The 23,971-nt window shown below is 47.8% G+C and carries 39 protein-coding genes; 25 read left to right on the top strand and 14 right to left on the bottom strand.

Annotation, left to right across the window (positions count from 1 at the left end; all coding sequences use genetic code 11):
- Window positions 1–3: 3 nt before the first annotated feature.
- From AC27N8_RS16415 to AC27N8_RS16440, 6 genes are all read right to left on the bottom strand, one after another.
- Window positions 4–492: a hypothetical protein gene (locus AC27N8_RS16415; RefSeq protein ID WP_487068469.1), complete on the bottom strand. Its 489-nt coding sequence runs from the start codon at window positions 490–492 to the stop codon at window positions 4–6.
- Between the two features lies 1 nt (window position 493).
- The gene (locus AC27N8_RS16420; RefSeq protein WP_487068470.1) at window positions 494–1,024 is read right to left on the bottom strand and encodes a hypothetical protein; all 531 of its coding nucleotides are present in this window, start codon (window positions 1,022–1,024) and stop codon (window positions 494–496) included.
- 27 nt (window positions 1,025–1,051) lie between these two features.
- Window positions 1,052–1,213 carry a hypothetical protein gene (locus AC27N8_RS16425; protein ID WP_487068471.1) on the bottom strand — a complete coding sequence of 54 codons (162 nt, stop codon included), beginning with the start codon at window positions 1,211–1,213 and terminating at the stop codon, window positions 1,052–1,054.
- 33 nt (window positions 1,214–1,246) lie between these two features.
- On the bottom strand, window positions 1,247–1,819 hold the full coding sequence (locus tag AC27N8_RS16430; RefSeq protein WP_487068472.1) for a hypothetical protein: 573 nt from the start codon (window positions 1,817–1,819) through the stop codon (window positions 1,247–1,249).
- Window positions 1,820–1,902: 83 nt separating this feature from the next.
- Window positions 1,903–2,676, bottom strand: a complete 774-nt coding sequence (locus tag AC27N8_RS16435; RefSeq protein WP_487068473.1) for a hypothetical protein — start codon at window positions 2,674–2,676, stop codon at window positions 1,903–1,905.
- Entirely contained in the window at window positions 2,657–3,400 is a 744-nt protein-coding gene (locus tag AC27N8_RS16440) for a hypothetical protein (RefSeq protein ID WP_487068474.1), read from the bottom strand. The genes AC27N8_RS16435 and AC27N8_RS16440 overlap by 20 nt, the downstream gene beginning before the upstream one ends.
- 226 nt (window positions 3,401–3,626) lie before the next feature.
- Between AC27N8_RS16440 and AC27N8_RS16445 the strand changes: the two genes are divergently transcribed.
- From AC27N8_RS16445 to AC27N8_RS16455, 3 genes are all read left to right on the top strand, one after another.
- A complete protein-coding gene (locus tag AC27N8_RS16445) occupies window positions 3,627–3,824 on the top strand; it encodes a helix-turn-helix domain-containing protein (RefSeq protein ID WP_487068475.1) in 198 nt (65 codons plus the stop codon).
- Between the two features lie 12 nt (window positions 3,825–3,836).
- The gene (locus tag AC27N8_RS16450) at window positions 3,837–5,471 is read left to right on the top strand and encodes a DEAD/DEAH box helicase (protein ID WP_487068476.1); all 1,635 of its coding nucleotides are present in this window, start codon (window positions 3,837–3,839) and stop codon (window positions 5,469–5,471) included.
- Window positions 5,472–5,725: 254 nt separating this feature from the next.
- Complete coding sequence (locus AC27N8_RS16455) at window positions 5,726–5,980, top strand: hypothetical protein (RefSeq protein WP_487068477.1); 255 nt, start codon at window positions 5,726–5,728, stop codon at window positions 5,978–5,980.
- A gap of 86 nt (window positions 5,981–6,066) precedes the next feature.
- Here the strand turns inward: AC27N8_RS16455 and AC27N8_RS16460 are convergent, their stop codons facing one another.
- The 6 genes from AC27N8_RS16460 to AC27N8_RS16485 form a co-directional block, all read right to left on the bottom strand.
- Window positions 6,067–6,300 carry a hypothetical protein gene (locus AC27N8_RS16460; protein WP_487068478.1) on the bottom strand — a complete coding sequence of 78 codons (234 nt, stop codon included), beginning with the start codon at window positions 6,298–6,300 and terminating at the stop codon, window positions 6,067–6,069.
- 249 nt (window positions 6,301–6,549) lie between these two features.
- Entirely contained in the window at window positions 6,550–8,241 is a 1,692-nt protein-coding gene (locus tag AC27N8_RS16465; RefSeq protein ID WP_487068479.1) for a toprim domain-containing protein, read from the bottom strand.
- Window positions 8,242–8,268: 27 nt separating this feature from the next.
- Window positions 8,269–8,496: a hypothetical protein gene (locus AC27N8_RS16470; RefSeq protein ID WP_487068480.1), complete on the bottom strand. Its 228-nt coding sequence runs from the start codon at window positions 8,494–8,496 to the stop codon at window positions 8,269–8,271.
- Between the two features lie 232 nt (window positions 8,497–8,728).
- Window positions 8,729–10,405 carry a DUF3987 domain-containing protein gene (locus tag AC27N8_RS16475; RefSeq protein ID WP_487068481.1) on the bottom strand — a complete coding sequence of 559 codons (1,677 nt, stop codon included), beginning with the start codon at window positions 10,403–10,405 and terminating at the stop codon, window positions 8,729–8,731.
- 15 nt (window positions 10,406–10,420) lie between these two features.
- On the bottom strand, window positions 10,421–10,912 hold the full coding sequence (locus AC27N8_RS16480) for a RusA family crossover junction endodeoxyribonuclease (protein WP_487068482.1): 492 nt from the start codon (window positions 10,910–10,912) through the stop codon (window positions 10,421–10,423).
- A gap of 107 nt (window positions 10,913–11,019) precedes the next feature.
- Window positions 11,020–11,316 (bottom strand): hypothetical protein, encoded by a 297-nt coding sequence (locus AC27N8_RS16485; RefSeq protein ID WP_487068483.1) that lies wholly within the window; start codon window positions 11,314–11,316, stop codon window positions 11,020–11,022.
- 183 nt (window positions 11,317–11,499) lie between these two features.
- Between AC27N8_RS16485 and AC27N8_RS16490 the strand changes: the two genes are divergently transcribed.
- From AC27N8_RS16490 to AC27N8_RS16585, 20 genes are all read left to right on the top strand, one after another.
- Entirely contained in the window at window positions 11,500–12,441 is a 942-nt protein-coding gene (locus tag AC27N8_RS16490) for a hypothetical protein (protein ID WP_487068484.1), read from the top strand.
- Window positions 12,442–12,512: 71 nt separating this feature from the next.
- Entirely contained in the window at window positions 12,513–12,716 is a 204-nt protein-coding gene (locus AC27N8_RS16495; RefSeq protein WP_487068485.1) for a hypothetical protein, read from the top strand.
- Window positions 12,717–12,819: 103 nt separating this feature from the next.
- Entirely contained in the window at window positions 12,820–12,996 is a 177-nt protein-coding gene (locus tag AC27N8_RS16500; protein WP_487068486.1) for a hypothetical protein, read from the top strand.
- Window positions 12,993–13,388: a DUF7694 domain-containing protein gene (locus AC27N8_RS16505; RefSeq protein ID WP_487068487.1), complete on the top strand. Its 396-nt coding sequence runs from the start codon at window positions 12,993–12,995 to the stop codon at window positions 13,386–13,388. The genes AC27N8_RS16500 and AC27N8_RS16505 overlap by 4 nt, the downstream gene beginning before the upstream one ends.
- A 12-nt stretch (window positions 13,389–13,400) precedes the next feature.
- Complete coding sequence (locus AC27N8_RS16510; RefSeq protein ID WP_487068488.1) at window positions 13,401–14,060, top strand: hypothetical protein; 660 nt, start codon at window positions 13,401–13,403, stop codon at window positions 14,058–14,060.
- A complete protein-coding gene (locus AC27N8_RS16515) occupies window positions 14,053–14,424 on the top strand; it encodes a hypothetical protein (protein WP_487068489.1) in 372 nt (123 codons plus the stop codon). The genes AC27N8_RS16510 and AC27N8_RS16515 overlap by 8 nt, the downstream gene beginning before the upstream one ends.
- Complete coding sequence (locus AC27N8_RS16520; RefSeq protein ID WP_487068490.1) at window positions 14,421–14,651, top strand: hypothetical protein; 231 nt, start codon at window positions 14,421–14,423, stop codon at window positions 14,649–14,651. The genes AC27N8_RS16515 and AC27N8_RS16520 overlap by 4 nt, the downstream gene beginning before the upstream one ends.
- A complete protein-coding gene (locus tag AC27N8_RS16525) occupies window positions 14,644–15,129 on the top strand; it encodes a hypothetical protein (RefSeq protein WP_487068491.1) in 486 nt (161 codons plus the stop codon). Before AC27N8_RS16520 ends, AC27N8_RS16525 begins: the two co-directional genes overlap by 8 nt.
- 2 nt (window positions 15,130–15,131) lie before the next feature.
- Window positions 15,132–15,338, top strand: a complete 207-nt coding sequence (locus AC27N8_RS16530; RefSeq protein WP_487068492.1) for a hypothetical protein — start codon at window positions 15,132–15,134, stop codon at window positions 15,336–15,338.
- A gap of 57 nt (window positions 15,339–15,395) precedes the next feature.
- Complete coding sequence (locus tag AC27N8_RS16535) at window positions 15,396–15,704, top strand: hypothetical protein (protein ID WP_487068493.1); 309 nt, start codon at window positions 15,396–15,398, stop codon at window positions 15,702–15,704.
- 23 nt (window positions 15,705–15,727) lie between these two features.
- A complete protein-coding gene (locus tag AC27N8_RS16540; protein WP_487068494.1) occupies window positions 15,728–15,961 on the top strand; it encodes a hypothetical protein in 234 nt (77 codons plus the stop codon).
- A 14-nt stretch (window positions 15,962–15,975) separates the two neighbouring features.
- Entirely contained in the window at window positions 15,976–16,254 is a 279-nt protein-coding gene (locus AC27N8_RS16545) for a hypothetical protein (RefSeq protein ID WP_487068495.1), read from the top strand.
- The gene (locus AC27N8_RS16550) at window positions 16,251–16,820 is read left to right on the top strand and encodes a hypothetical protein (protein WP_487068496.1); all 570 of its coding nucleotides are present in this window, start codon (window positions 16,251–16,253) and stop codon (window positions 16,818–16,820) included. Before AC27N8_RS16545 ends, AC27N8_RS16550 begins: the two co-directional genes overlap by 4 nt.
- A gap of 107 nt (window positions 16,821–16,927) precedes the next feature.
- On the top strand, window positions 16,928–18,181 hold the full coding sequence (locus tag AC27N8_RS16555; protein WP_487068497.1) for a glycosyltransferase 87 family protein: 1,254 nt from the start codon (window positions 16,928–16,930) through the stop codon (window positions 18,179–18,181).
- A 71-nt stretch (window positions 18,182–18,252) separates the two neighbouring features.
- Window positions 18,253–18,786 (top strand): hypothetical protein, encoded by a 534-nt coding sequence (locus AC27N8_RS16560; RefSeq protein ID WP_487068498.1) that lies wholly within the window; start codon window positions 18,253–18,255, stop codon window positions 18,784–18,786.
- A gap of 351 nt (window positions 18,787–19,137) precedes the next feature.
- On the top strand, window positions 19,138–19,641 hold the full coding sequence (locus AC27N8_RS16565) for a hypothetical protein (RefSeq protein WP_487068499.1): 504 nt from the start codon (window positions 19,138–19,140) through the stop codon (window positions 19,639–19,641).
- On the top strand, window positions 19,634–19,897 hold the full coding sequence (locus AC27N8_RS16570; RefSeq protein WP_487068500.1) for a hypothetical protein: 264 nt from the start codon (window positions 19,634–19,636) through the stop codon (window positions 19,895–19,897). The genes AC27N8_RS16565 and AC27N8_RS16570 overlap by 8 nt, the downstream gene beginning before the upstream one ends.
- Window positions 19,898–20,288: 391 nt before the next feature.
- Window positions 20,289–20,516: a hypothetical protein gene (locus AC27N8_RS16575; protein ID WP_487068501.1), complete on the top strand. Its 228-nt coding sequence runs from the start codon at window positions 20,289–20,291 to the stop codon at window positions 20,514–20,516.
- Window positions 20,509–21,396, top strand: a complete 888-nt coding sequence (locus AC27N8_RS16580; RefSeq protein ID WP_487068502.1) for a tyrosine-type recombinase/integrase — start codon at window positions 20,509–20,511, stop codon at window positions 21,394–21,396. The genes AC27N8_RS16575 and AC27N8_RS16580 overlap by 8 nt, the downstream gene beginning before the upstream one ends.
- 14 nt (window positions 21,397–21,410) lie before the next feature.
- The gene (locus AC27N8_RS16585; RefSeq protein WP_487068503.1) at window positions 21,411–22,112 is read left to right on the top strand and encodes a helix-turn-helix domain-containing protein; all 702 of its coding nucleotides are present in this window, start codon (window positions 21,411–21,413) and stop codon (window positions 22,110–22,112) included.
- Between the two features lie 45 nt (window positions 22,113–22,157).
- On the opposite strand, the gene AC27N8_RS16590 is transcribed toward AC27N8_RS16585, so the two are convergent.
- Window positions 22,158–22,376 carry a helix-turn-helix domain-containing protein gene (locus tag AC27N8_RS16590; RefSeq protein WP_487068504.1) on the bottom strand — a complete coding sequence of 73 codons (219 nt, stop codon included), beginning with the start codon at window positions 22,374–22,376 and terminating at the stop codon, window positions 22,158–22,160.
- 209 nt (window positions 22,377–22,585) lie between these two features.
- Between AC27N8_RS16590 and AC27N8_RS16595 the strand changes: the two genes are divergently transcribed.
- Window positions 22,586–22,768, top strand: coding sequence for a hypothetical protein (locus AC27N8_RS16595; RefSeq protein WP_487068505.1), 183 nt, complete (start codon window positions 22,586–22,588; stop codon window positions 22,766–22,768).
- Entirely contained in the window at window positions 22,753–23,106 is a 354-nt protein-coding gene (locus AC27N8_RS16600) for a hypothetical protein (protein WP_487068506.1), read from the top strand. The genes AC27N8_RS16595 and AC27N8_RS16600 overlap by 16 nt, the downstream gene beginning before the upstream one ends.
- A 256-nt stretch (window positions 23,107–23,362) precedes the next feature.
- Here AC27N8_RS16600 and AC27N8_RS16605 read toward each other — a convergent pair whose 3' ends face one another.
- Window positions 23,363–23,569 carry a helix-turn-helix domain-containing protein gene (locus AC27N8_RS16605; protein ID WP_487068507.1) on the bottom strand — a complete coding sequence of 69 codons (207 nt, stop codon included), beginning with the start codon at window positions 23,567–23,569 and terminating at the stop codon, window positions 23,363–23,365.
- Window positions 23,570–23,971 lie beyond the last annotated feature (402 nt).

A 23,971-nucleotide genomic window follows, 5' to 3' on the forward strand; every position in this document is an offset into this window, starting at 1 on the left:
CATTTATTCTCCTCGAACCATAACGTCAAAGTGATAGCACTCAAACGGCTCTTCCTCATATCCGATCGGGATATGGGTTGTCCCGATTTTATAATGTGTCATTGCGCCCAACGACAGATATCTGAGCGGCGACAACAGGATCACTTCCTCTTCCCTGGGCTGGAAAAGATAGTATTTCTCGACAACCTCACGAATGAGATCGATCGTTTTTTTGCTCGCGTCAGTCTTCATGAGATAGGGGCGTCCTGACGCGTCCAGGGGCAACATAGGACGTGTCACTTTAGACAGGCGCTGCATCGCTCCCGTTGTCGGCATGCGCCGCGTCTCGGTCAGTGCTAGCGCCTGGAGGCGTGCTTGTTCTTGTTGCTCATAGGCGTCTCGCTCTCGCATGAGGCGATTGATGGCTTTTAGACGAATCTGGCTCGTTGTCATCGTACGCTCGGGCGCGGAATGGACGTGTTCCGCGCGGTCAAACAATTGAAATGGTCGCATGTTATGCCTCCTTCAGCACACTATCAATAATTGCCAGCGATTCCGTGATAGCCTCTTTCGGTGCAACAAGATCATTCTGGAGCTGCACTCTGACCAACTGCATGGCCATGGCCAGCGTGTAGTTGCGCTGGTACACTTCCTCATCTTCTACCGGCTCGCAGATCGCTACGATCGCTGCTTGTGCAGCGTTTTGTGGATTGGTTTGGAGAAAGCAGTGCAGGATATCATAAGCGCGACCATCACGATTGGTGATCCTGCGCCCTACAAAGTCCTTTTCGATCTGCTCAGCCTCAGCAAACTGAGCACTGTGCAGCGCGAATGAACTATATGTCTTGATCCTGAGCGCGATCCTGCCATTGCCCAGGATGAGTTTGTGGGAGCATCCAGCACATAGCGCAAATGGCATAGACCCAATGTTCTTTGGATCATTCATGTCGAGTGTGAGTGTGGGTGCTGGCGCATTCTGGGGCAAGCACTTTTCGTGAAACCAGCAATCAATTGGACGAATAAAAACGACATTGTTCTTGCGCATTGTGGTCTCCTTCTCCCCTGCAAGGGGTTAGTGATTGGTGAGAACTTCTTGCAAAAAATCCTGAGTATCACCTACGAGTTCATCGCGAATAAGATTGCTGAGCTCATACTGCTTAATATTGTCAAGCGCCTTCTCATCCTTTGTCCAATCAAGCCAGGCGTCGAAGAGCTTTTTAATCTTTGCTTCCATCTGAATTCTCCTTTCTCATCCAAACAGAGGGGGTTAATTGTCGAACCAGACAACGAGACGAACACGGCTTGTATCGACATAGGTGGCGACAGCAGGCGTGGACTCAATAATCTTGTCCTGCTGACCATAGCCATAGCGTTCGTCATCAGCCTCATAGAATGCCTGTAGTTGCTCCATGATCGAAATGAGCAATGTCCAATCAGAGGACCTTGCATCTGATTTCTTCGCAAACTCACGACGATAGGTAATCTCACCTTTGGTGACACTCTCACCAGTGGCCAGCACGCGATGATCTGCTGGCGTCAAAACAGAAGAGTCAATAAATGATGAGAAAGGTGTCTTTGATCCCGGCTTGTAGCAATTAATGTAGTCAGCAAGTGTGGTTCCATGTTCGTCCCAGTCAATAGCCTTGATCTCCTGAAGTGTGATATACGAGGTTGAATGCCCATCCTCAGCCCAGTCCTCATGCTCTTTTTGTGCTCGTTCAGAAATGTCTTTGGGCAGGCCACGGTCCGGCGCAACCGGGATAAATTTTCCGTAGTTGCGGACGCCAAACAGGATTGAAAACATCTCATAATTGCGCCCAACAACGGTTTTAATGTCCATGCAGTCATCCCATTGAGATGAAAACGGATACTTTCGCGTTTCGATGTATCCGTGAATGTCACATCCCATTGAATAATTCCTTTCTATCGATGCGAGAAGCAGAACTGACACATCTCGCATTTCTGCGCCATGCGATCATTGGGCGATTTGCACTTGCGTTCTGGAGTAGTACCAGACTCGTAGGCTGCTTTAAAGGCTTCCAGGCGCTCAATATAGGGTTGGGCCAACTTCTCGTCATACTCCACACACCAGACTTTGAGACGCTGCGTATTCTTGCATTCCACCATGATCAGGCCGTGGCGAAGCTTTAAGAGGTACTCGTACAGGTTGACCTGCTTGTGCGCATCCTTAGGCGGTGGGCCAGCCTCATCCAGCGCGTCAAAGGTCTCCTGTTTATACCCTTTAAGCTCGACTGGCATAACTTCAAAGCAGTGCTCAACAATCAGGTCAGGAGAGAAATACAGCAGGTGATCTTCATCGAAATGCGTTCGGTCCAGCTCCGGCTCGCCGTCCGTGTACACCACACGACCATAGCGTTCCGCTAAATCCTGATGTTTCTCATGAATAAGCCAGCCGTGTTTAAACCGAGCATTGGTGAGATTGTCCCAGGGCTTGCTCTCTGGCCGGATGGCCTCACCTGGGTGAGTCGCCATGAGAACAAGCTTGCGCAGGCAGTACTCACTCTCAATAGCCAATGTGTTGGATGCATGCGGGAAGCCCGTACGCAGAGGTCGCTCTGCGTTCCACTGATCAAAGTAGTCCAGCGTGTCGAGTTTGAAGAGCTGAGCGACGGCGCGAGGATTAACCCCCGTCGCCGCGCCCTGATTGGAGAATGTTTTAGAACTCAGTGTCGACATCAGTAATCTCCTCAGTTGCTGAAGAAGCTGCTGTTGAAACGACAGGAGTTGATGTAGCATTGCCCACAGTTAGAGGAGCAAGATTTTCCAGGATACGTGTGCGAATGCGCTCTTTGGTGGGAATAAGAGCGACGATACGAGGATCGGTCGGGCGAGGCGTTTTCGAGATGATATTAAAGCTTTTTGTCTGACCGCTGCTGGCCTGCGAGATGCTGAAATCACGCTCAGTCATGTTCGGCTCATCCTCATCACGCATGTAGTCGCGAAACCACTTGAGCACATCACCCATGGCCCCAAACGGACCCATCTCAATCACACGGACACCGGAGACTGCTTTTTCCGTCTCGTTGCCAGCATCATCTTTTTCTTTGTAGGTGATCTTCTGTCCGGTGCTCTGGTCAGTCACCGAATAGACATAGACAGGAAGGTAGAAACGAATATTGGCAGCGAGCTTCTTATCGTTCGCCGCATCAACACAATGCTTGCACTCCTCGTCAATCTCAGCGGCGCAAATGGCATTGACGCGTTGCTTCTGGTCCTTACTATACTTGTCATGCTTGGCCAGGATGACACACCCAGAAAGATCAGCAAGAGGGCGAACTAAGGCCTTATGATTTTCCTTAAAAAACAGAAAGATGGGCTTGCCGGTGCCAGTAGGACGAGGAGCGGATGCACGGGAAATTTCAGCATCAATGAGAGCCAGTGGATCTGCGTAGGTTGTCATGAGTGTTCTCTCTTTCAAATTTCTAAATTTCTAATAATTGGTGAGTGACGAGAGCTATAGTCGGAGAAGATGCCGCCACTCACTCGATGTCCACAGTATAGCAATGTTCATGATTGTTGTCAATAGTTCATGTATATTCGCCATAATATTGACAAGTTCATGATTGTTCACTATAATACTGTCAGATGATAACAGAAATTTGATTTACTGAAGGAGAAAAATATCCATGCCACAGTTTTTAACAGTCGAAGAGGTCGCAAAGACACTGCGCGTTCACACACGAACTATCCTACGGCTCGTAGCAGCAGGGGATCTGGATGCCGTTGATATAGGTGGTTATAAAATCACCAAGGAATCTTTTGATGAGCTCATAGTAAAAAGGACCGTTCGCCCTGAAGCTACTGAGCCTGTAGAAGCAAAATAAGGAGCGCGTGTTATGGAACTGCGCGACTATCAGCGGGAATGCGTCGATCGCGTTCTCGCTTCTTTTGTGCGCGATAAATCAGCCAAAGAAATGGTTGTCCTCCCAACAGGGGCCGGAAAGACGGTTGTGTTCAGCCACGTCATCCATACCCTTGCAGGGGGATATGGCGTTAACACATTGATTATTGCCCATCGGGACGAACTGCTCGACCAGGCCGCTGATAAATATCGGCAAATCAATCCCAATGCCATCATTGGCAAAGTAGGCTCTGGTATCCATCAATACGGCGGTGAAGTCACTGTCGCGTCCATCGCCACAATCTCACGGCCAGAGCACATCAAACGCCTGAAAGCGATCGGCTATGGCCTGATCATTATCGATGAGGCTCACCACAGCGCAGCTGCTGGCTATCAGCGCGTGCTGGAGGCTCTGCCCGACGCATTCGTCTTAATGGTCACGGCGACACCTGATCGGCTCGACAAGAAGACGATCGCGAACGATAAAACCCCACTATACCAGAAAAATATCATTGAGATGATCCACCAGAAATATCTCTGTGATATCAAAGCGATCGCGATCCGTACAGAGGTCAATCTGGATGATCTACACTCACGAGCTGGTGACTTCAAGGCGGAAGAGTTGGATCTGGCCGTCAACACACCAGCAAGAAACCGAAGAGTCGTCGAGGCCTATCAAGAGCATACGCCTGACAAAAGAGCCATCTGTTTTGCAGTGACCGTCCCTCACGCCGAGGCCCTGGCCTACGAGTTCAACGACGCGGGCATACCAGCTGCGACAGTGACCGGTGAGACGCCAACGGAAGAGCGAAAACGTATCTATACCGCATTCCATGATGGCAAAATAAAGGTATTGTGTAACGTGCAAGTGCTCACAGAGGGCTTTGACGAACCACTCATTGAGTGCGTCATTATGGCACGGCCAACACAAAGCCGCGCACTCTATGTCCAGTGTGTCGGGCGGGGCTTGCGCCTGGCAGAGAATAAGCCGTATTGCACAATCTTAGATTTAACAGATAACTGCTTGAAGCATCGCTTAACCCCTCAAAATCTGAGCAAGGCGATTGATCTTCCGGTCAAAGACAATGAAACCGTCGAAAAAGCCCTTGCAAGGGTTGAGGAAGAGAGAAAAGAAAAGGAAGCACAGATCCAGAAATTAAAAGACAAGCGTGTCCGCGACATCCGTGTCAACCTGCTAGAAGTTCTGGAGTGGCAGCTCCTGCCCAACGGCAACTTCATGGTGGAAGTTGGCAGAAGTAAGCATCGCATCGCTCTGGCGCCAACAAAGAGCGACCCTGATCTCTATGAGGTGTGGGCACGCATGGCGCCACAGTTTCATCCGCAAAAGTGGTGTGGAAAACAGCCGCTGGAAATCGCCCAGCAGTATGCTGAAAAGCGCATAAAAACACTGCATGACGATCCATCGAGCAAAAAATATCTGGATAAAAATAATACTGATTGGCGCAGGCGCCCGATCACGGATGCTCAGAAGCAGATGTTAGATTGGCGTGGTATTGCCTGGAATGACTTGATGACGTCTGGCGAGGCCAGCGACCTCCTGGATCAGGATGAAATCGTCAAAATACAGAAACGTGTTGAGAAGGCAGCGCTCACATTGAAATCTTCATGAAATTTTAATGAAAGAGGGATTCACAGGCACATGATTCTCTTCAGGCAGTCGAAACGCTTCCAATTCTTATCTGTTATCATCTGACTTAACACCTTATCATTATTTGTTATCATTTGCCTCAACATCTATTAACGCATGTTATGTCAATGTCACTGGCAGTGTTGACAGCACACGATGAAACAGATTATACTAAATATCTCAATATATGTTCTTCAATATGTATTAGCGTATATGACAAAAGAAGGTGCATTATTATGATTAACTTCCCTAGTCCAACTTCTCCAGCCCCTAAAACAATAATCAATACGGACGAGCTTACGCTAGTGCTCTATCGCGATGATCTAGAAATTGATATCGCCTTTCAGCGCGAACAAAAAATTTTAACCATTGCTGCATATAATCAAGAAACAGGAGAGCCTGAGGGCACTGAAAACAAAAAAGTAGACCTCAATCAAGAGGAGTTGAAAGCGCTGAAACTTCTCCTAAATCACCCTGATATAGACATCTAAATTCTCTTATTTCTCAATAAAAAAGAACCGCTGTTGAATTTTCATAGCGGTTCTTTCTAATTTTCTATCACGGCTGAGAGCTCTATTTATTTTACAATTCGTCGCTCAAACAACTTGTCCAGGTCTTCTTTTTTGTAATACCGTTTCCGACCACCAAAATCAGACTTCTCAATCACCTCTCCAGGATGTTCTTTTTCCCAATTCGCTATACGTATCCTCAGCCCATTATTGGATAACCCTGTATATGCTTCAGCGTCTTTAACAGAATAGAACTCTTCACCATCTTCAACCAGTGTTGGTTTTATATTTGGGTTTATCATAGTGCCTATCTCCCTCTTATTGCATCTTCATGCATGAACAATACTTAATATTCATGCACATTGTTTATTATACCGATTGCTAATACTATTGGCAAGAAAAATGACGCCAATGACGCTAAATTGACGTCAAAATGACGCCATTAATGTGTTAATAATTTATGATATTTGAGCTCAAAAAAAACATCTTGACAAAGAGGTCAAGATGTTTGGTGACGGCGACAACGGCGACGGCGGAGGATTTAGCAGCAGTTAAAAATAACGAGCCTTTAGCCTCGCAATATCTTCAGCCACTTCACTAATCCCACAGTGTTCAGCATACGCTTCCCAGCAGGCAACCCCCTCACCGATGCCACGAGCATTATACTTTCCGAGTAGTACCTCAGGATAATTCAGTTGTGCCCCAAGCTCCAAAAGATCAGCAGAGTCTTTGTGTGCTTCACACCAGCCATTTTGTAGCACTTTCCCAATGCACCCACGGCCAGGAATGCTATTGCTCATTTCATCACTCACACGTTTTAACTGGAGTGTGCCGTGTGGACATTTTTCCCGTGGGAGTGCTGGCAATGTAACAGGCGTATAAGGTCGTGCGGTCGTTGGATAGGTTTCATTCAACGACCGCCCATCATGCTTCTGGATCTGAACGGCACCTGGACCGCCAAAGATATCCACAATCATTGAAACTGTATTCGCAAATTGCTCCAGGTCTTCTTGTGAATTGCTTGCAGGTTCCTCTTCCACGAGCGCTAAAGAGTCACCCTCGAATGGATTATATTCTACCTCAACTGCCTCGTTGACTTCCCTTGCAAGGGGGTCGTCGCCTACTTCTTGCCCCATGTCATGGTGAGCAAGATCCACTCCAAGCTGGACCCAATCCCTGAGAGTAAAGCCATCTGTTTCCTGCTTTAATTGCGCCTGGAGCAATTCATTGGGATCATTCCAGAGCATTAATGGCCATCGCTCTGCACGAGGCAAGATCTTCAACCATTCATCAGCTGCGGCATCCCCAGCTGCATCAGAGTCAAACCCCTGGAGCACAAAAGAGGCAAGCCCTAATTCAGTTTGCCAACGTAGCGATGTCCCAGCTCGTCCCTTAGATGCGCTCCCGGTCGCAACGACATTGAGCAAGTCTCCCGCCTCCTGTTGAACCGATAAAGCATCTAATTCCCCTTCAACAAGCATTACGATTTCACCATACTGAAGTGTATCCACATTGTAGAGAGCATCTGAACTCCCCATCACTTGCCCATAGCTCATATCTTCACCAGGTCGTTTCACGGCCAATTTCCAGACCGTTCCACCTACAAACCATGGTATAACGATACCGTTGGGCACCCGCACCCCGCCTTTCGCCCGCTGTACATCAAGGAGCTTTTCAGGATCTAATCCCCACTCTTCAAATGTTCCCATATACCAGGATCCATCCGCTTTCAAAGGCACATACCCTAATCGCGCCTTCTTGATCGTCTCGTCCTTGAGGCCTCTCGCATGGAGATAGTCAAGCGCCTTCTTGCCGCCAGCGCTTCCCGGATGCCAGAGATACCGCTCTGCACGGCTCAGAATAAGCTCAGCAGCTTGTTTCCACTTCGGATCAGGCGCACTATCCGAACTGTTCATACGGCGCGTAGGAGGCTTCCCGTCGCCAAATGAAACACCTTCAAGCGCTAACTCTTCAACCGCTTCTTCGCGTGACATGCCTGGCCCAACTTCTGAGTCCATAAGTAAATCAATAGCGTCGCCATGAGCAGGACAGCCGCCTCTTACCATGTGGGTGTATTGGCCAGTCTCTGGACGCATAATGAATGAGTCCTGGCTCCCTGGGCACCAGGGGCAATTGCTGTGGATCTCTAGCACGCCTTTGACTATGGATTTACCAGTCGTCTGCACTCCACAGTAGTGCTCGAACAAAGAGACGATATCCCATTTTTGTGATACTGTCGGCATAATTATTTTCCTTCCTGTTCTTCACAATTATCGTGGCGTAAGCGTCGCCAGTGTCTCACCACCGTTCGCAACAAACAAATAGCCGCCATCAAGGAGCTGCTGCTTTGCAAGCAGATACGTCTTCCACGTCCTTATCCCCGCCCGCATGATAATATCGTCCATTTTTTCATGTTCCTTGACGGTAACCAACGCGAGTAACAAGCGCGATGCGCTGGGGCTGAGCGCACTCAGTGGAATGATCTGTTTTCCTGACATCTCTCTTCCCTTCCCCCATGCAAGGGTATGAAGGTGATACTACAAAGCTATAAGAAAACAATGATAGAAAGAATAGAACGTTAGAAGTGTGAAACTACCCATATATAAAGGGATTTTTATATTTATTTATTTATAAATATCTGTATAGAAGGGCACTTCTCCTTCTCACCCCTTGCAAGGGGGTAGATATATTAGGGATGTTTCTAACGTTCACACTTCTACTGTTCTACCGTTAGACAACAAAGTATTTGCCATCCGGCGCGTGGGCCGTCTTTTCTTTTTTGAGCAGCCCACCTTTGACCAGGCTGTCAAGACAATCTGTCAGTTCTTTGATGGATTGATTTTTGAGATAGGAGCCCTGGAGCCGCGCAACGGTGATGCCGTCTACACCTTTGTCTCTCAGATATCTCATCTTCGTAAGAATGGTTTCTTCAAGCCTGGCCGCTGGTGTCCGGCTCGTGGACATATTGACTTGCCGATAGAGTTCATGCAGGTTCTTACGCAAAAGCTCGGCCAGCTCCTGCGCCTTTGCCCAGTGCCTCATTTCAATCCTGTTATTGTTACCCAGCGATGCCATCAGGATCGCCATGCGCATGGCTGTATCCGGCAAGCGTGCGTAAGAGCTCGCAAAATCTTCATGAGGGAATTCGCTGATCATCTTTTTAAGGGCAGATCGATAGCGCTTCCATGCGCGTGTTGCTTCAGGTTCGATTGTGCAGGCATGTTCTGGTAGTTCTTCGCGGTCAATCTGGTAGCGGCCGGTTTTATTATTTTTCTCATCAACCACTTCATTGATATAACACTGCGGCACCCCGAGCCGGGTATGCCACTCCTTCAGTGGCCGTACCAACTCGTCTGGAATGTAGAGCTCACCTGGATCAAGTGGTGCATCGATATAGGCATCTGGAGGAGCTGCTACAAAGCTCATGCGACCGAACAACCCATCATTCCAGCTTGCACTCCCGCTTTTTGCCATATCCTGCAAGTTCGGTGGCGTGATCGCGCCAAGCAGTGCCAAGTAGGGACGCTGGATCGGCTCAGCACCACGAGCGTGGGTGTCTGGCTCATAGGACTCATCACAGTTATCCAGACTGAGGAACATGCTGGCAAACTCTGACGTGGTTGAACCTTTCTTCAACATGTCCTGAAGGAGCTTCCCCAGTTCGTCAAAGTAGAGTCCTTTCTGGCCTGACATGGCAATTTTCCGGGCGTATTGCTCCTGCTTCTCAACACTCCAGTCAGCATAATCCAGCGGTATACGCGACCCAGCCATGTTGGACAGCAGTTTCGATGGTGAGGGTTTGTCTGGCCCGAGCAGGTAGCCCAGACCACTGGCAATCAAAATCTTTTTCGCCGTTTTGGCTGTGGTAGATTTTGCGAACAAACTGGAGCGCCCAAATAGACCAATCATCAGATTGCCATAGGTCCGATCCAGGCCGAACTGAACGTATGAGCGGCGAGCATTAGCCACGCTCAACATCCACATAATGATAAGAGGATGATAATCGTCATATGCTTCCGGGCTGGCTTTGCGACTAAAAGCAACCGCTTTGTCCAGATATGGAAAAGCATTTTGCGCAAGAGCTGGATCGAGACGAACATGCTCTGGCAACGGAGGGAAGCTCAGATCGTCTGGTATTTCAATATCAGGCTGTTCCGGTCGCATCAGTTCTTCAAGATCAGCGTTGGTTTTACAGATGATATGCAACACATCCGCAATTGCTTTCGGGATATCTCCACCAGCTCGCTCAACTTTTAAAAATGCCATCTCTAAACTAGAAATAGCAGACTCCCAGTTCCCAAAATCAGGCCGAACTTCAGGGAAAACGCCCCTTGCAAGGGACTGGATGTAGTCCCTTGCAAGGGCATCTGTATTTGTAGTATCTACGGGCTTCTCTACTGTGGTCATACGACACCTGTATTCCTACGAATTTATAAAGCAACTAATTTGAACTTCCACACGTGGATTTTCTGCGTCAACAAACTTTTGGGCAATCATTGCCGTGATTCGATTATCATTGAGCTTAGTGCGATATCGCGTCGCCAAATATTCAAAGCAGGCATCTTGAGCAGCCTTGATGCCACCATCCAGATCACGAAGCCATAACGTCGTGAAATAGAATTGAAACGAGATGGAGAGCGGCTTTTTCACAGGAGAAGCATTCAGTGCATTGATGATATCTTGCCGAGCAGTTGAGCACCCAGGAAGCGTCAACACGGCTTCTTGTTTAAACATCTCCAGCGCTTCCGTTGCACCAAGGCGCAACACAGCTTCACCAGACGCACGAGCATTACGCTTTGGAACACGCACAATTTTATAAGAGGCATTGATTGATGGAGGCAGAGGAAGCGTTGCAGTAAAAAATGGCGTCGATGTACCACGCATTCCGATAACTAAAGGATTATATGTTTGCATAATTTATGTCCTTAAAAATGTATCTTTTCACCATACAAGGAGCGAGCACATCCTGCACACGCTCCATCCGCACAACAGCCACACGTTTCTTTCTTCCATGAAAATTATTAATTTGTGCAATTAGGACAGAGAGCAAGGCCACGCACTTTTCTGCACATGCGTCCACACTGCGAGCAAGAATCAGGCCATTGTGCAATGCGCCTCTGATAAGCCGTTTCCTCGCTTAATGCGATCTTGCCATGCTGGCAATCAGGCAAGTGACACGTGCAACTGAGCAGCAACAAACGACGCATCTCTACCACAAACATGCGCTCATTCACCCACAAATGATATTGAGTAACTTTGGCATAATCCAGCACGATACGCTCTATGCGCACAGAAGGTGTCAGGAGTGTTTGACTCATATATTCCTCTCTTTCTTTTTCATTTTTTGGACCAGGGATGCTTGTTCATTCAGTATAGCAATGTTCATGATTGTTGTCAATAGTTCACCTATATTCGTGATAGTATTGACAAGTTCACTATTGTTCACTATAATAAATGAAGTTGAAACACTCCTAGTCCATATCAAGAAAGAGGAAAATCACATGCAGGAAATCATGAGTAGCCAGATGAAACCAGGCACCGTAAAGTCCAGCGTCGTCAAGCTGGATCAGCTCTTTAACCTGGAAAAGGGGCATATTACAGAGGTTTTCGCTCACCTGGGCGAAAGTGGTGTGACGCTCACACGCATATCCACCGCGAGCAAAAACCGTGAGTTCGGCTTCTCAGCCGATGTCATGGACTCTCTGGCTGCCGCCTGGCTGGACTTCAAAAACACATGCCATGATGTTGAGTCCGATGAGGCACATCGCGTCAAAATGGTGTTGAAACAAGTCGACGCGATCGTCGAGCAGTATCCTGACATTGTTCTTCAAAAGGAAGATACATATTGGTCAGTCAACGTGGAGAAGCTCAACTCCTACGCCGACGTTGTCGACGAAGTCGACGAACTACTTGAAGTCATTCAGAACCGCGCAGCGCGTCTGGACAAGCGCAAGGAAGCCATTAACCAGATCAAAGAGCTCATCGCCAACTATCCCGAAATCAAAATCAGCCGAGCGCAAGACGACTACTACGGCAAAAATTTCCGCTACGTAAATGCCCGGATTGGTGACTGGGTGATGGATTCTAAGTGGGGAGATTCCTCTGAAGACGTGCTGATCGCTATTCAAGAAGCAGTAAAAGAGATCGACGAGCACAAAACTGCTGCGGCAATCAAAGAGTTGGAGGAGTACGCCACGTTGCACACATTCGACCATAAGGCCCCTATCCACTTGACTGATTGTCGCAACACTGGCGCACAATCCTGGCGTTTAGATGTTCCTCAAACAGGCGTGTACGACACGTACATCGCCGATCCTATCGAGATGCTCTCCTTGATTAAAGAGGCCGAAAATGAGCTTGCAGCTCGCACGCCCGACACTACGGATCATTCAGAACCTGAAAGCTTTGACGCGATCAACGCGCTGGACGCTGGCCTGATTTAAGTCTTTCCACACCCAACACCATCGTTAATGAGCACCACCCCTTGCAAGGGCGAGGGAGAAAGGATTTTCACATGTTACAGGTCAACGTCTTTGTCGGAAACGGACCAGAAGATATGGCGTATATCCAGGTCGAACAAGACGCAAACACATTTCTCGTTGAGCATCCTGAAGTAAAACTTGTCGCCTCGCACACAAATATGGCAGCGCTTGACAGTTGTACGGAATTTTCTTTAACGCTGATTGTAGAGCTTCCAGATGTAGAACAATCCGAATAAAAAAGGGCCTGCCCGTGCGGGAACACGGACAAGCCTGAGAGGTGATATACTTGCGCACCACCAATACACCGCAAGTATATCACCTCCAGCAATTGGAGAAAAGATGAGACACAAAATTGTCAGCGCACCTGCTGACTCCAATCAACTCCAGGTAACCATCACAAACGACGAAAAAGATCTGAAATCTGAAATAAAAACCATACAGGAAAAAGGCCAGCGCGTCTGGTGGTTCTCGGATGAGCCAGCTGAGCAAGAGCAAAAGAAAGACAAAAAAGCATGACAACGACCACTATCGATAATAGTAAAACCGTAAGCGGCCTTGACGCTCCAAAGAACTGGCATGTGATTGAGCGCCGTGATGACGGCTTGATGTGGCAGCGCCTGGCAGGAGAAGCGCTCAAAGTGATTGAGAGCGTCAACGTTGAGCAGGATGGCAAGACGTGGCTGCACGTCAGTATCTCCAAGCCTAACGGCAAAATGCCCTCGTACGAAGACATCCAGACACTACGCAAGCTTTTCATTGGCGAACACAGAGAGTGTTACCACGTCTTCCCGACCAGCGATCGGTATGTCAATTTCTACAATGTCCTCCACCTCTTTTGTTGCCTGGATGCCCCAACCGGCGTCCTACCTCACTTTGAAGGCATAGTGAACGGTGTCACTACCGTCTAGAAAGGGACTGTCATGATAAAGAAAATTTTAACCGGTGAAATGGTTCACGAAGCGTATAGAACGACATTGATTCCCTATACTTTCCAGTGGAGTGAACTTCCCAAAGAGTCTCAAGAAAATTACAACGAAATGGCGAAACACATTATGCAGTATCTGGGCATTTGCTCAGACTGTGGATCTCGCCCGGATGATGGCCTGCTGGAGGTTGCCGGCGAATACTGGTGCATCGACTGCTGCAATCCTCCTACAGACGACACAAAAGTGCAATACATGCACTTTGTCACCAACAAAAACGGTGAAATTATTGGGGCGCTCACCCCGCCTGCTGGGATGTCGTTGGAAGCGTATCAGAAGCAGCTGACGGAAGAGATGAGTCATATCTCCTTTGAGCTCGACTACAACTTTAGCATCCATGTCGCCCAGGATATTACCGAGTTGTACGCACTCTGGGACAAAGTTATTCCCGCACCTGAACCTGGCCAGGCACATGAATACTTCATCCACATCATGTACGACGGCGCAAAAGAAATCGGCAAAGGCTGGTACAAGTGCGCGTCGCATGACGCCTTTGAGATTGTCAGTGAAACGGGTGCTGCTGAAGGGCTCATGGAGGCACTACAAGAGTACGACTACAACCAGACCACAAGCCAGGAGGTGCAGGCCAATGCCTAAGCCTCTTTCGCTTCACGATCAAATAAGTGGGCGCTGCAAACATTTCACCGGTCTGTTTCAGCCCTCATGTGCGCTTGGAGTGGTCTATGACGACGTCATGGATCGCTCTTCCAGGCCTTACAAATTCCCGTGCATCCAGTCAGATAACTGTGCCGAGCGCTGCGCAAAAACTGAATACCTAACAGAACAGGAAGTACAAACACGCGTCGATGAGATCACTGCACGCGCTGCGCAATTCATGGATCGCTTCCGGTCTGGTCAGTGTCCACACTGTGGCGTAAAAATGACCGGGAAGAAGATCATCGCTGGCTGTGCATATGCCGTGCCATGTGGGTGTCGGATCGGGCAGGTGGCACCGCAATGAATTATGCACCCAACACAAAACATCACGAGATTGGCGACCTGGTCATTCATGACGCCGATGCCAAACAAGCAGAGATGCTCATGCGCGTCATCGCCTACACCCGACAAGGACTATGCAAAACACGGTATGTGCAGCCACTGCCGCAGTATAAAAAAACGTATATCAATCCTGTGCGTGTCCTGCACGATCCAAAACGCTTTGACATCGAGGTGCCGGCACATGAGTGATGTTGTTGTCACAGTCCCTTTAAGTTTTGGGCTTGATGTTTGGATTAACGAAGGTGATCCAGCTGGAGCGCCCTGGTCAGGTGAAGAGTGGCATTTTTACCTGAATGGCAAACGCCCAAATATCGAGCCGGGTGAGCGCGTGTATGTCATCTACAACGGTGCACTACGCGGCTACGCCCCACTAATCCGCATTGATGGAGAGGGCTGGAGATATGGCCTGGTGCGCCATGGCAACGCCGTTGCGGTTAGCATCCCACGGCGTACTCCAGGATTTCAAGGATTTCAATATCGCTGGTGGAAGAGAGAGGAAGAGCAACCATTTCCCAATTGGCAAGATCCCGAGTCGGCGCTTTTCAACCGACTCCCACGCGATACATCCAGCTTCACAATTGCCTGTCGTCGCCCACCAGCTCGCCCAACAAAACAAGAAAAACCGCAAAGTGTACGCACATTCTGGACTGATATGAAAGGCAAATAAGGATGAGTAAAGATCGCGTGGTCACCAAGCAGGCCGATGAGATCATGATCGGTGATCGGCTGTACAGAGAGAGCGGACACCATCCTGAGATCACCAAAGCACTATCAAATGGCTTATACGCAGGTATTGCCTGGACAGAAGACGGCGAAAAGAAAACGCGCACCATGCTGGCATCAGATGAAGTTGAAATAGTGCTGCCGAACCATTAGTTTTTAGAGCGCTCAGCCCCCCTTGCAAGGGGTTTGGGCGCTTTTCTGGAGGCCGATATGACCAACATCAACCCCAATAACGCCGATGTGGACCAGGCACATGCCATTGCACGCGACTACATCCGGCCATATGTCGAGCGTGGCTGGAGCGCAGAACAAATCACCGATGGGAACATGTGGAGCCATTCTAAAGGCTTTACTGTGCAGTGCGGAGGTGCATCGCGGGTCTTTGAAAAATTGCACTACTTCAACCGCTACAAAGTGGTTGTCACACAAATAGAAGATAAAGAATGCATCCTTCAGTTCGATGTCTTTGAGTTGATCGTAGAGATCAAACAACCTGTGAAGCAAGGTCGATTGTTTTAATTCAATTGCTCTGGAGGACAAAGATGACTGAAATTCATACACACATCTGGACTGAGCGATTAACGAAGAGAATATTTCGGTGGTGCGATGTCGATGGTTGCGCCTATACCGAGCGTCGACGAGGAGACACCTGGATAGACGCACAAAAAGATTGGAACGATAGAATCGCGGAACTACAAGCACCTGGCATTGTCATTGTTGAAAAGCCTTTCCCACCACAAAAAGATCAAGATACCCAACAACTTACCTTGTTTTAGATAAGGAGGCCACAGTGAGACCAAAAGATTTTTACGCATTCTGTCGCGAAAATAGAGCGACGGAGACCGATGAACATAAAGAAAAAGCGCTCAGAGCTACCTACAACTTTATGTTTGAGTGCTCAAACAGCAAGCAAAGTGTGAAGACGTTTATCCTCAAACGGATAGCGAAACACAAAGACGATGTGGACATGGTCGAGGCCTACAATTGGTTGCTGGGAGTACTGGAGGGCACAGTGCCCAGCGACAATACATTGCAGCTCTTTCCCGTGCAAGGGGGCGAGGCACAGTGAGCGGGACATTTAAATATATCATGACAGATGAGGCCAGAGAAGCACTCATCAATGAGTATGACAGTACGCCCAGGACAATCACAGCGCTGTCAAAGCGCTTTGGCGTACCACGTGCGATTATCCGAGAGTGGGCGCACCGCTTGCAGATTTCTACCTATCGTTGGACGGAGCTGGATGTAGCCTACCTCAAAAAATACGTAGCCACCAAGACCGTGGACGAGATCGCGTTCGAGCTCCACAGAACAGTCTCAGCGGTCAGAAAGAGAGCTGAGATCCTTGGGTTGTCCCTTAAACCAAACAGCACAGGATGGACGCTGACTGATCTGATGGTCGGGCTTGAGGTAAATCATCAAGTCATTTATCGGTGGATGAGAAATGGATGGCTTGACGGCGACAGACAAGGGCCAGCATCACACTGGTGGAACTTTACCGACGCAGCGCTAAAAAAGTTCTTACGGGAGCATCCTGAGGAATTATCACCTGAGGTTATGAACAGTCTCTGGGTGTGCGATCTGTTGTATGAGTCATACGAATACGGCATGGGGCCGCTCGCAAAAGTGAAATAACAACCCGCCCGGCCAGAACAGAGGTCGGGCATTTTTGTGCATAAAAAAAGCACGCCTCTCTCCGTTGTACTCAATATATACTCTTTCTACTCAAAGGATTGTTAGATATGAAATTTCTATATAGACACCTATTTCTCTTGCTCTGCCTCAGCCTGCATATTTGCTTCTTTCTCTCAGCTGCGTACTTTGGATGGTTCAATATTTTTTTCAGTGCAGCTGCCCTGCACTTGCCCAATCCACTTGTCCAGGGCATTGATTTTTATCAGGTGCCGCGGGGCGCCTGGGCATTCTGGCATGGCGGATCTCTCACTGGTATGCCTGTTAGCAAGGCAGTGTATGCACCAGGGGAAGGCGTGAACTTGAATGTGTACCATCCATTCTTCACGCTGACCATAGGCTCACTGCTGATGCAACTCAGTCCACAGACTGCCTACACCGTGTGGTTCTGGTGTAAATTGCCACTTTCCCTTGCGGGGGTGGGCTACTTCTATTTGAGCTTTCGCGATCGCCCGTATGTCCAGTTTGCGGGCTGCATTCTGCTGGTCAATGCATCCATCTATGCGGAGCTGGCAGCTGGCCAATATCAAATCTTGCTCAATATCCTTGTATTAGTGCTTCTAACCACGCTGGTCAAACACACGTCGAGCAGGGTCAGCGCTATTATTTTTACGCTTACGCTCCTCGTGAAGCCAGTCGGCTTGCTCTTTGTGCCGATATTGCTCATCAAAGGCCGCTGGAGAATCGCGTGCGCAGCGCTCTTTGTCTTTGTCGGGCTCACGGCGATATTCTGGGCAGATCCGTATTATGTCAATAATCTCTACGCCAACATCATCCATCCAAAAACTAGCGTAGACATTCAGATCATCACGCTGAGCGCGTTGCTACGATCCTGGCACTGGCCAGACGATGTGTACAGCTTGCTACAAAATCTCTTCCTGGTGCTCATCCTGACGCTGGCCAGCTTTCGGCGCATCTCACTGAGTAAAGCGATCTTTCTGATGATTCTGTACTTTCTCTACTTCTACAACCTCGTGTATGAATATGACTGGTCAATCCTGCCATACATCATCGCGCCCTGTGTGATCGCCAACACGTCATTTCAGACGCGACTGTCCAGGATTGCCATCGCGCTCATCTGCCTGCCCAGCTGCTTTGTGCTCTTGAGCCTCCTGCACATCAACATAGACCAGAACAATCCGGGTGTCCTCGCCTGGCAACTCATGGTATCAAGTAAAGTAGTACCGTTATTCCTCTTGGCCGGGAGTGCGTTCTGGCAGGATGCAATAGTCACATGGAAGCAGGGGAAGGTCTTCTTTGAGGCTGTGAAGAAGATGAATGACCATTTGAAAGTCTTTGGATAATGCATCGACTGCACATATCTGGTATACTTTTGTTACAAAACCAAACGAAATAGATCGAAAGCGTAACATCTATGGATCACAATGTAACAAAAAATAGTGCACGTGATATCAAACAGGCACGACTTGTCGCACTGATCATGATGGGCATGTCTATCACAGAAGCCGCTCAAATTATTGGCGTCAGTCGCATGACAGCCAGTCGCTGGATGCAAACCCCAGGTATCCAGGCAGCACTCAATGAAAAGAAAGAAGTCGTTGAGAAAAATGCCCATGATATTATCATAGAGAAGTACTCACAAGCGCTTGAGGATAGCTGCAATGTTGTCATCGAGATAATGAAAGAAGGCAATCCATTAGTTGCCACAGCTGCGGCAAGGCTTAAAGCCGTGCAAATGATCCAGGACCGTCTCGCACCAATGCTTGCACCTGCCCAGACTCAACCCTTGCAAGGGAATGAGAGCGCAAGCATGTTGGTGCCCCCTCAACTTATCGCCTATATGGCACCTGAGGAGATTGACACGATCGAGCGGATCGTTGGCCTGGCAGAGCAGCGCATGGCGCAGGCTGATAGTGATCGTGAAACGTTGGAAAGGAAGAGGATGTGAGTATGCCAGGTGCACCAGGTGTACCAACTGTGATCTATGAGATGGCAGAAATCACAGGGCTGCCCTGGACAAAGGTGCTTCTCATATGTCGGATGCTCGTTCAAAAAAGCTCAAAATCATCCATTGAGACGATGCAGGATATCAGATTGGATGTGCTATCAGGGAAATCACTCCAGGAAGTTTGTGATGAATATGGCGTGATATATATATGAGCAAAAATAAATACCTCTACCAGGACATCAACGATCTGAAATCAGCCTTCCACGCACTCATTGATATCATCCTGGAGGCATTAAAAGCTGACCTAAAAATGATATATCGTCTGGCCCTAGCACTGGAGAGGAAAAGAGGATGAACGACCTTCAGAAACTTGCACACAATATTCTTGAAAACTTGAAGCCGCTTACGGACGAGCTTAATCAGATCATGAGTGTTGAGCAAAAGCCACTCATCGAAACACCTGGTCTCATTAATAATGCCGACATCAAAGGCATAGCGACCGAGGCGACTCTGGCAAGCCCTACAGGAAAGTTTTACCTGCCAGATGAAAGCATCGATATTGACGACCAATTCAACGAGATCCATCAAGATCCAGCATATTGGACGCACGTGCGTGAGCAAGGTGCGACGATCGCACGTGAACGTGAACAAAGAGAAACAACGCTTGCCCAGCTGCGCCCAGGCGCCGTATTCGTTACAGCAGACAAGAACACCTATGCCGTCAAATCTGAATATCGCCATGAAACACAATGTGAATGTGTGCTACTGGAGTCGGGCGAATACGCCTGGTTTAAAGATGGCGATCAAACGATCGTAAGAGAAGTCGGTGTGGAAGGATTTACGCCAGATGAGTAACGCAGAACGCGACACACACTTTGCTGGTTTTGCGAAAAAAGTTCTGGAGGATCTGGGCGAGGCTTCCGAGACCTTTGAAAACTATCCAGGCGAAGTCACCAATAAGATGGCGTACGATAAGTTCATTCTGGTCATCGCCCAGAACGCTTATGATCTTGTAGCTCACACGATCGATAATGCAGCAGAAGACGAGGGTATTTATTATCTTCGTCACGTGGGCGCAATACCAGACATGCCAGATGATAGCCATGAGTAAGACACACTGGCCAGGACACACCAGACGGAGCAATCCGTCTTTTTTATTGCGCTCTGGATCTGATCGTGCAGCTGGCGACATCCTGCTTATGATATAAAATACGTCCTCCAATCTCGACACAGCGAATAGCCTGCTTTTTGCGCCTAGTCATTTTACTGATGTAGTCTGGCCGCCTGGCCAGCACTGCAATAGTCATTAATATCTTCTTTTTTCTTCATGGTCATATCCTTGCCTATTTTTAGCGTCAATATAGCATGTTGTCCTGACATGAACAAGCTGTCAGTTGGCATAGCTTTTTGAAGCTAAAAAAGATAGCTTTGTCGAGCTATTTCTGGTAAAATGAGTGCAAGATAATTAGTGTTATTCTGTAGTCACTGAAAGGACAAAACAGATGCAAAATATTGACATGCTTTACAAAATAGCTCTCGTACTCAACCTGCCTTATGATGATGTGCAAAAGCGCTGTCAGGAGATCTGCGCAAAACAACCTGCTGAAGCGTCACAAACACTTCAGCAAATTTATATCAAAGCTCTGGCAGGCATGACGATAGACGAAATTTCAATTGATCTTACAAAAGATGAAACCGCAATAAAAATTGAGGATGTGATGTATGACTGATCTCATCCCTATATCCAATCTGCCCGAGGCCGCCCAGACATCACCCATGGACACAGACATGCTTTTCTTACAAACCTGGCTCCATGGCAAAAGCGAAAAGACACAAAAAGCCTATTTGTCAGATATTCACAAATTCTATGCTTTTGTATCTAAACCCTTGCAAGGGGTGACACTGACAGATGTGCAAGCTTTTATGGACAGTCTGGCCGACCTGAAGCCATCATCACAGGCCAGAGCGATCGCCTGCGTGAAGAGTGCATTATCATTCGCCCAGAAAATTGGCTATCTTCAGTTTAATGTTGGCGCCGTCGTCAAACTACCAAAGATCGAAGACGCCCTGGCCGAGCGCATTCTCTCCGAGCAGCAAGTCGCAAAGATGTTCGCGCTGGAGAACAATACACGCAATCACGCTATCCTGGTTTTGTTGTATCGTGCAGGCCTGCGTGAGGCAGAGCTCTGCGATCTGCAATGGCGACACCTGCAAGAGCGTGGTGAGTCTGGCCAGGTCAGCGTGTTTGGAAAAGGGAAGAAGACACGACACGTATTGCTTGATCCAGAAACATGGCAGGAAGTGATCGCCTTGAAGAAGTCGAATGTGGCCAGTGATTATGTGTTTCAGTCCAGACAGATAACAAACGGATCTCGTCGCCTGGACGAGTCTCAGATCCATCGTATCATCCACACAGCAGCTCGTCGCGCTGGGATTAGCGGCAACGTCTCGCCCCACTGGATGCGGCACGCGCACGCAACGCATAGCATTGAGAATGGCGCTGCGCTGACACTTGTGAAAGAGACACTGGGACATAAAAGTATTCAAACAACCGCCAAGTATGTGCATGTGCGCCCTGGTACATCGAGCACGCAATTTTTGAAGATATAAAAGGAAAAACAACAATGCGTACACTCAACGAAAAAGGACTAACCGTTAAACAGGTTGAAATGATACAGCATCTTACGGACGGAAAGACTCAAAGAGAAACAGCTGCACTTCTAGGCGTTTCAGCCAGAACGGTTGTGCAATGGGTCAAAATACCTCATGTTGCCGAAAAGATCCAAAGGATAGAGCAAAAAAAATTACAAGGCATTTTAGGTCAAATTGAAGAGCCTACTAACAAGGATGGCGATACGTTGCCAAAGGGAACAAAGCTCCAGCAGCTAGAACAACATATGAACGAGATACAAAGCCTCTACTTTGACTTGTCTATGGATCTCAAACTTGAAGAAGCGATCTTCGAGAATGTACAAGAATTAGAAGAGCTGCGCAAAGAAAATGAGCAACTACGCAAAGAGAATGAAGAGTTAAAGAAGAGCCACGCACACTCAAAAGTAAAAACAGAAACACAAAAGAATTTAGATGACGCAACCACAATCATTCATAAATTTAGTGTCTGGTTTAGTCGCATACGTATCATTGATGAATCTGAAAACATCCTCTTTCGAAAATACGGCACAGAACTCATGAGTGATGCCCATGATTTCCTTTGGAGATTCAATCTTGACGAGATAGTCCCTCAACATGATACGGAAGCAGGCAAGTGGCGCATGGAAATGATCAAAGAAACAATTAACGAGAAACTGACTAAAAATTTGAAATAACACATTCATTGTGCCTACCAGGGGGGTGTACAGTACACCCCCTTTTCATTCTTCCTCGTCCACACTCTCCAGCAGATCCCGCACGTCGACCTCCAGCGCGTTGGCCAGACGATTCAAAATGACTAGCGTGATATTCGCTTTTGTTGGCGTTCGGTAAATGGGACGTAGCGTATTATCATCGATATCTGCTTTCCTGGCCAGCTTCCCCATGCTCATGCCTTTTTCTTGTGCGACTTCTCGCACGCGCAGCCGTATCACGCTCATTGACTCACCTTTTTTTACATTGCACTGTAGTAGTTATCAATCGGCTACGGAAGGTGGATGATAAGTCACGATATGGTATCGGATGATTTTATAGAGTAGAATATGAAGAGGTGATTATAATCACCCCGATTACAATCCTCGTAGTGAAAGTGAGTATTGAAGTGAATACCATTCTCCCCGTGCAAGGGGTTGAGATGAAGGAGTGCTCTTTGCGATCAGTACTTATTGCCGCTGGGCTCTGGAATATTGCGCGCCTGGCCGAGATCAGTGGAGTCGATCCACAAGACGTTGCATCAGTATTGTTTAACCAGCCAGTATCACACAATGTGACGTACCGTTTGATGTGCGTTGTAAACAATATAGCAGGAGGTGGCCAGTGGCAGATGAATTAAGCATGCACAGCTATCCAACTCATCCAATAGACACACCACCATTTTATGACGATGCTATTCCCGAGATTAGTGCGCTGCTTGAACAGCACGGAGGAAAACTTGAGGTGCATCGCACAAATAAAATGGTGACCAGCTGCACAATCTTCTTCCCGCCCGGGACTCAGAAACAGGAAATATATCCACGCATCCACAATTCTCGCTTCGAAATCATCTTCCCTGACGGCAACCTGAGACTGACAGAGCAAGTGCAAATCAATGGCAAATATTCCACCATCTCATTTCCTCCCGAACACTTCAGTCCAGAACTTCAGAAAAAATATGCCCTCAAAAAAACATAGCCTCTAAGCGCACACAAAAAAGGACGCCCTGGGTGCAAGTTCAGAGCGTCCTATACAGATGCGATGCAAACATAAGAGGGTATGTTATTCGACACCTGACCGTGATTATGCGTTGAATCAACATGCCTACCATTTGATAGACGTGACACACAATCATGCCACAATACAATTATACCATTCTATATCCATACACCATAATTTAGTAGTAGAAATTGCTTCACTCTATAACTCTAGAACGTTAGAAACGTTAGAAAATTTATTCCTCTGGCTCACTCTCAATGAGAGACTCAGCTGGCACGCCCAGAACTTTTGCAAATCGATCGAGTGTCTCCAGTGTGATATTCGCATGCGGATCATTAAAACATTTATTAATAATCCGTTTGTCCATGCCGCTGCGTATGCTGAGCTGTCTTTTACTCAGTCCCTTTTCTTGTGCGACCTCGACGATCTTTAGCCTGATCACAATCAATCTGCTTTCTACTCTCAACACTTGCAATAGAAGCAGATTGTAAATAATCAGTGTGATCACGAACAGCATGCACATTATCACCGTGATAAGAGTCACGGTGATTTAAATCACCCTCAACGAGTAAAAGCAATTTAATAGATTCTATTTCATTTTTTATGTTATACTTCACTGCGACGAGGCCAACAGAGATATACATTCTCTCTTTTCTATGGACTAGGGAAGTAGGCCTCTTTTTTTTTGCAGCAATTTCTAACGTTCGAACGTTAGAGCGTCACGCACTCAAAAAACTAAATCTTATAAGTCCGCCTCTTAAGCCAATCTGCCACAACTAACAGTAGAACGTTAGAACGTTAGAACGTTAGAAACCTCCTTAATATACTTACACTTATTCCCTTG

It is taken from the genome of Dictyobacter sp. Z7_2 (assembly GCF_057551105.1).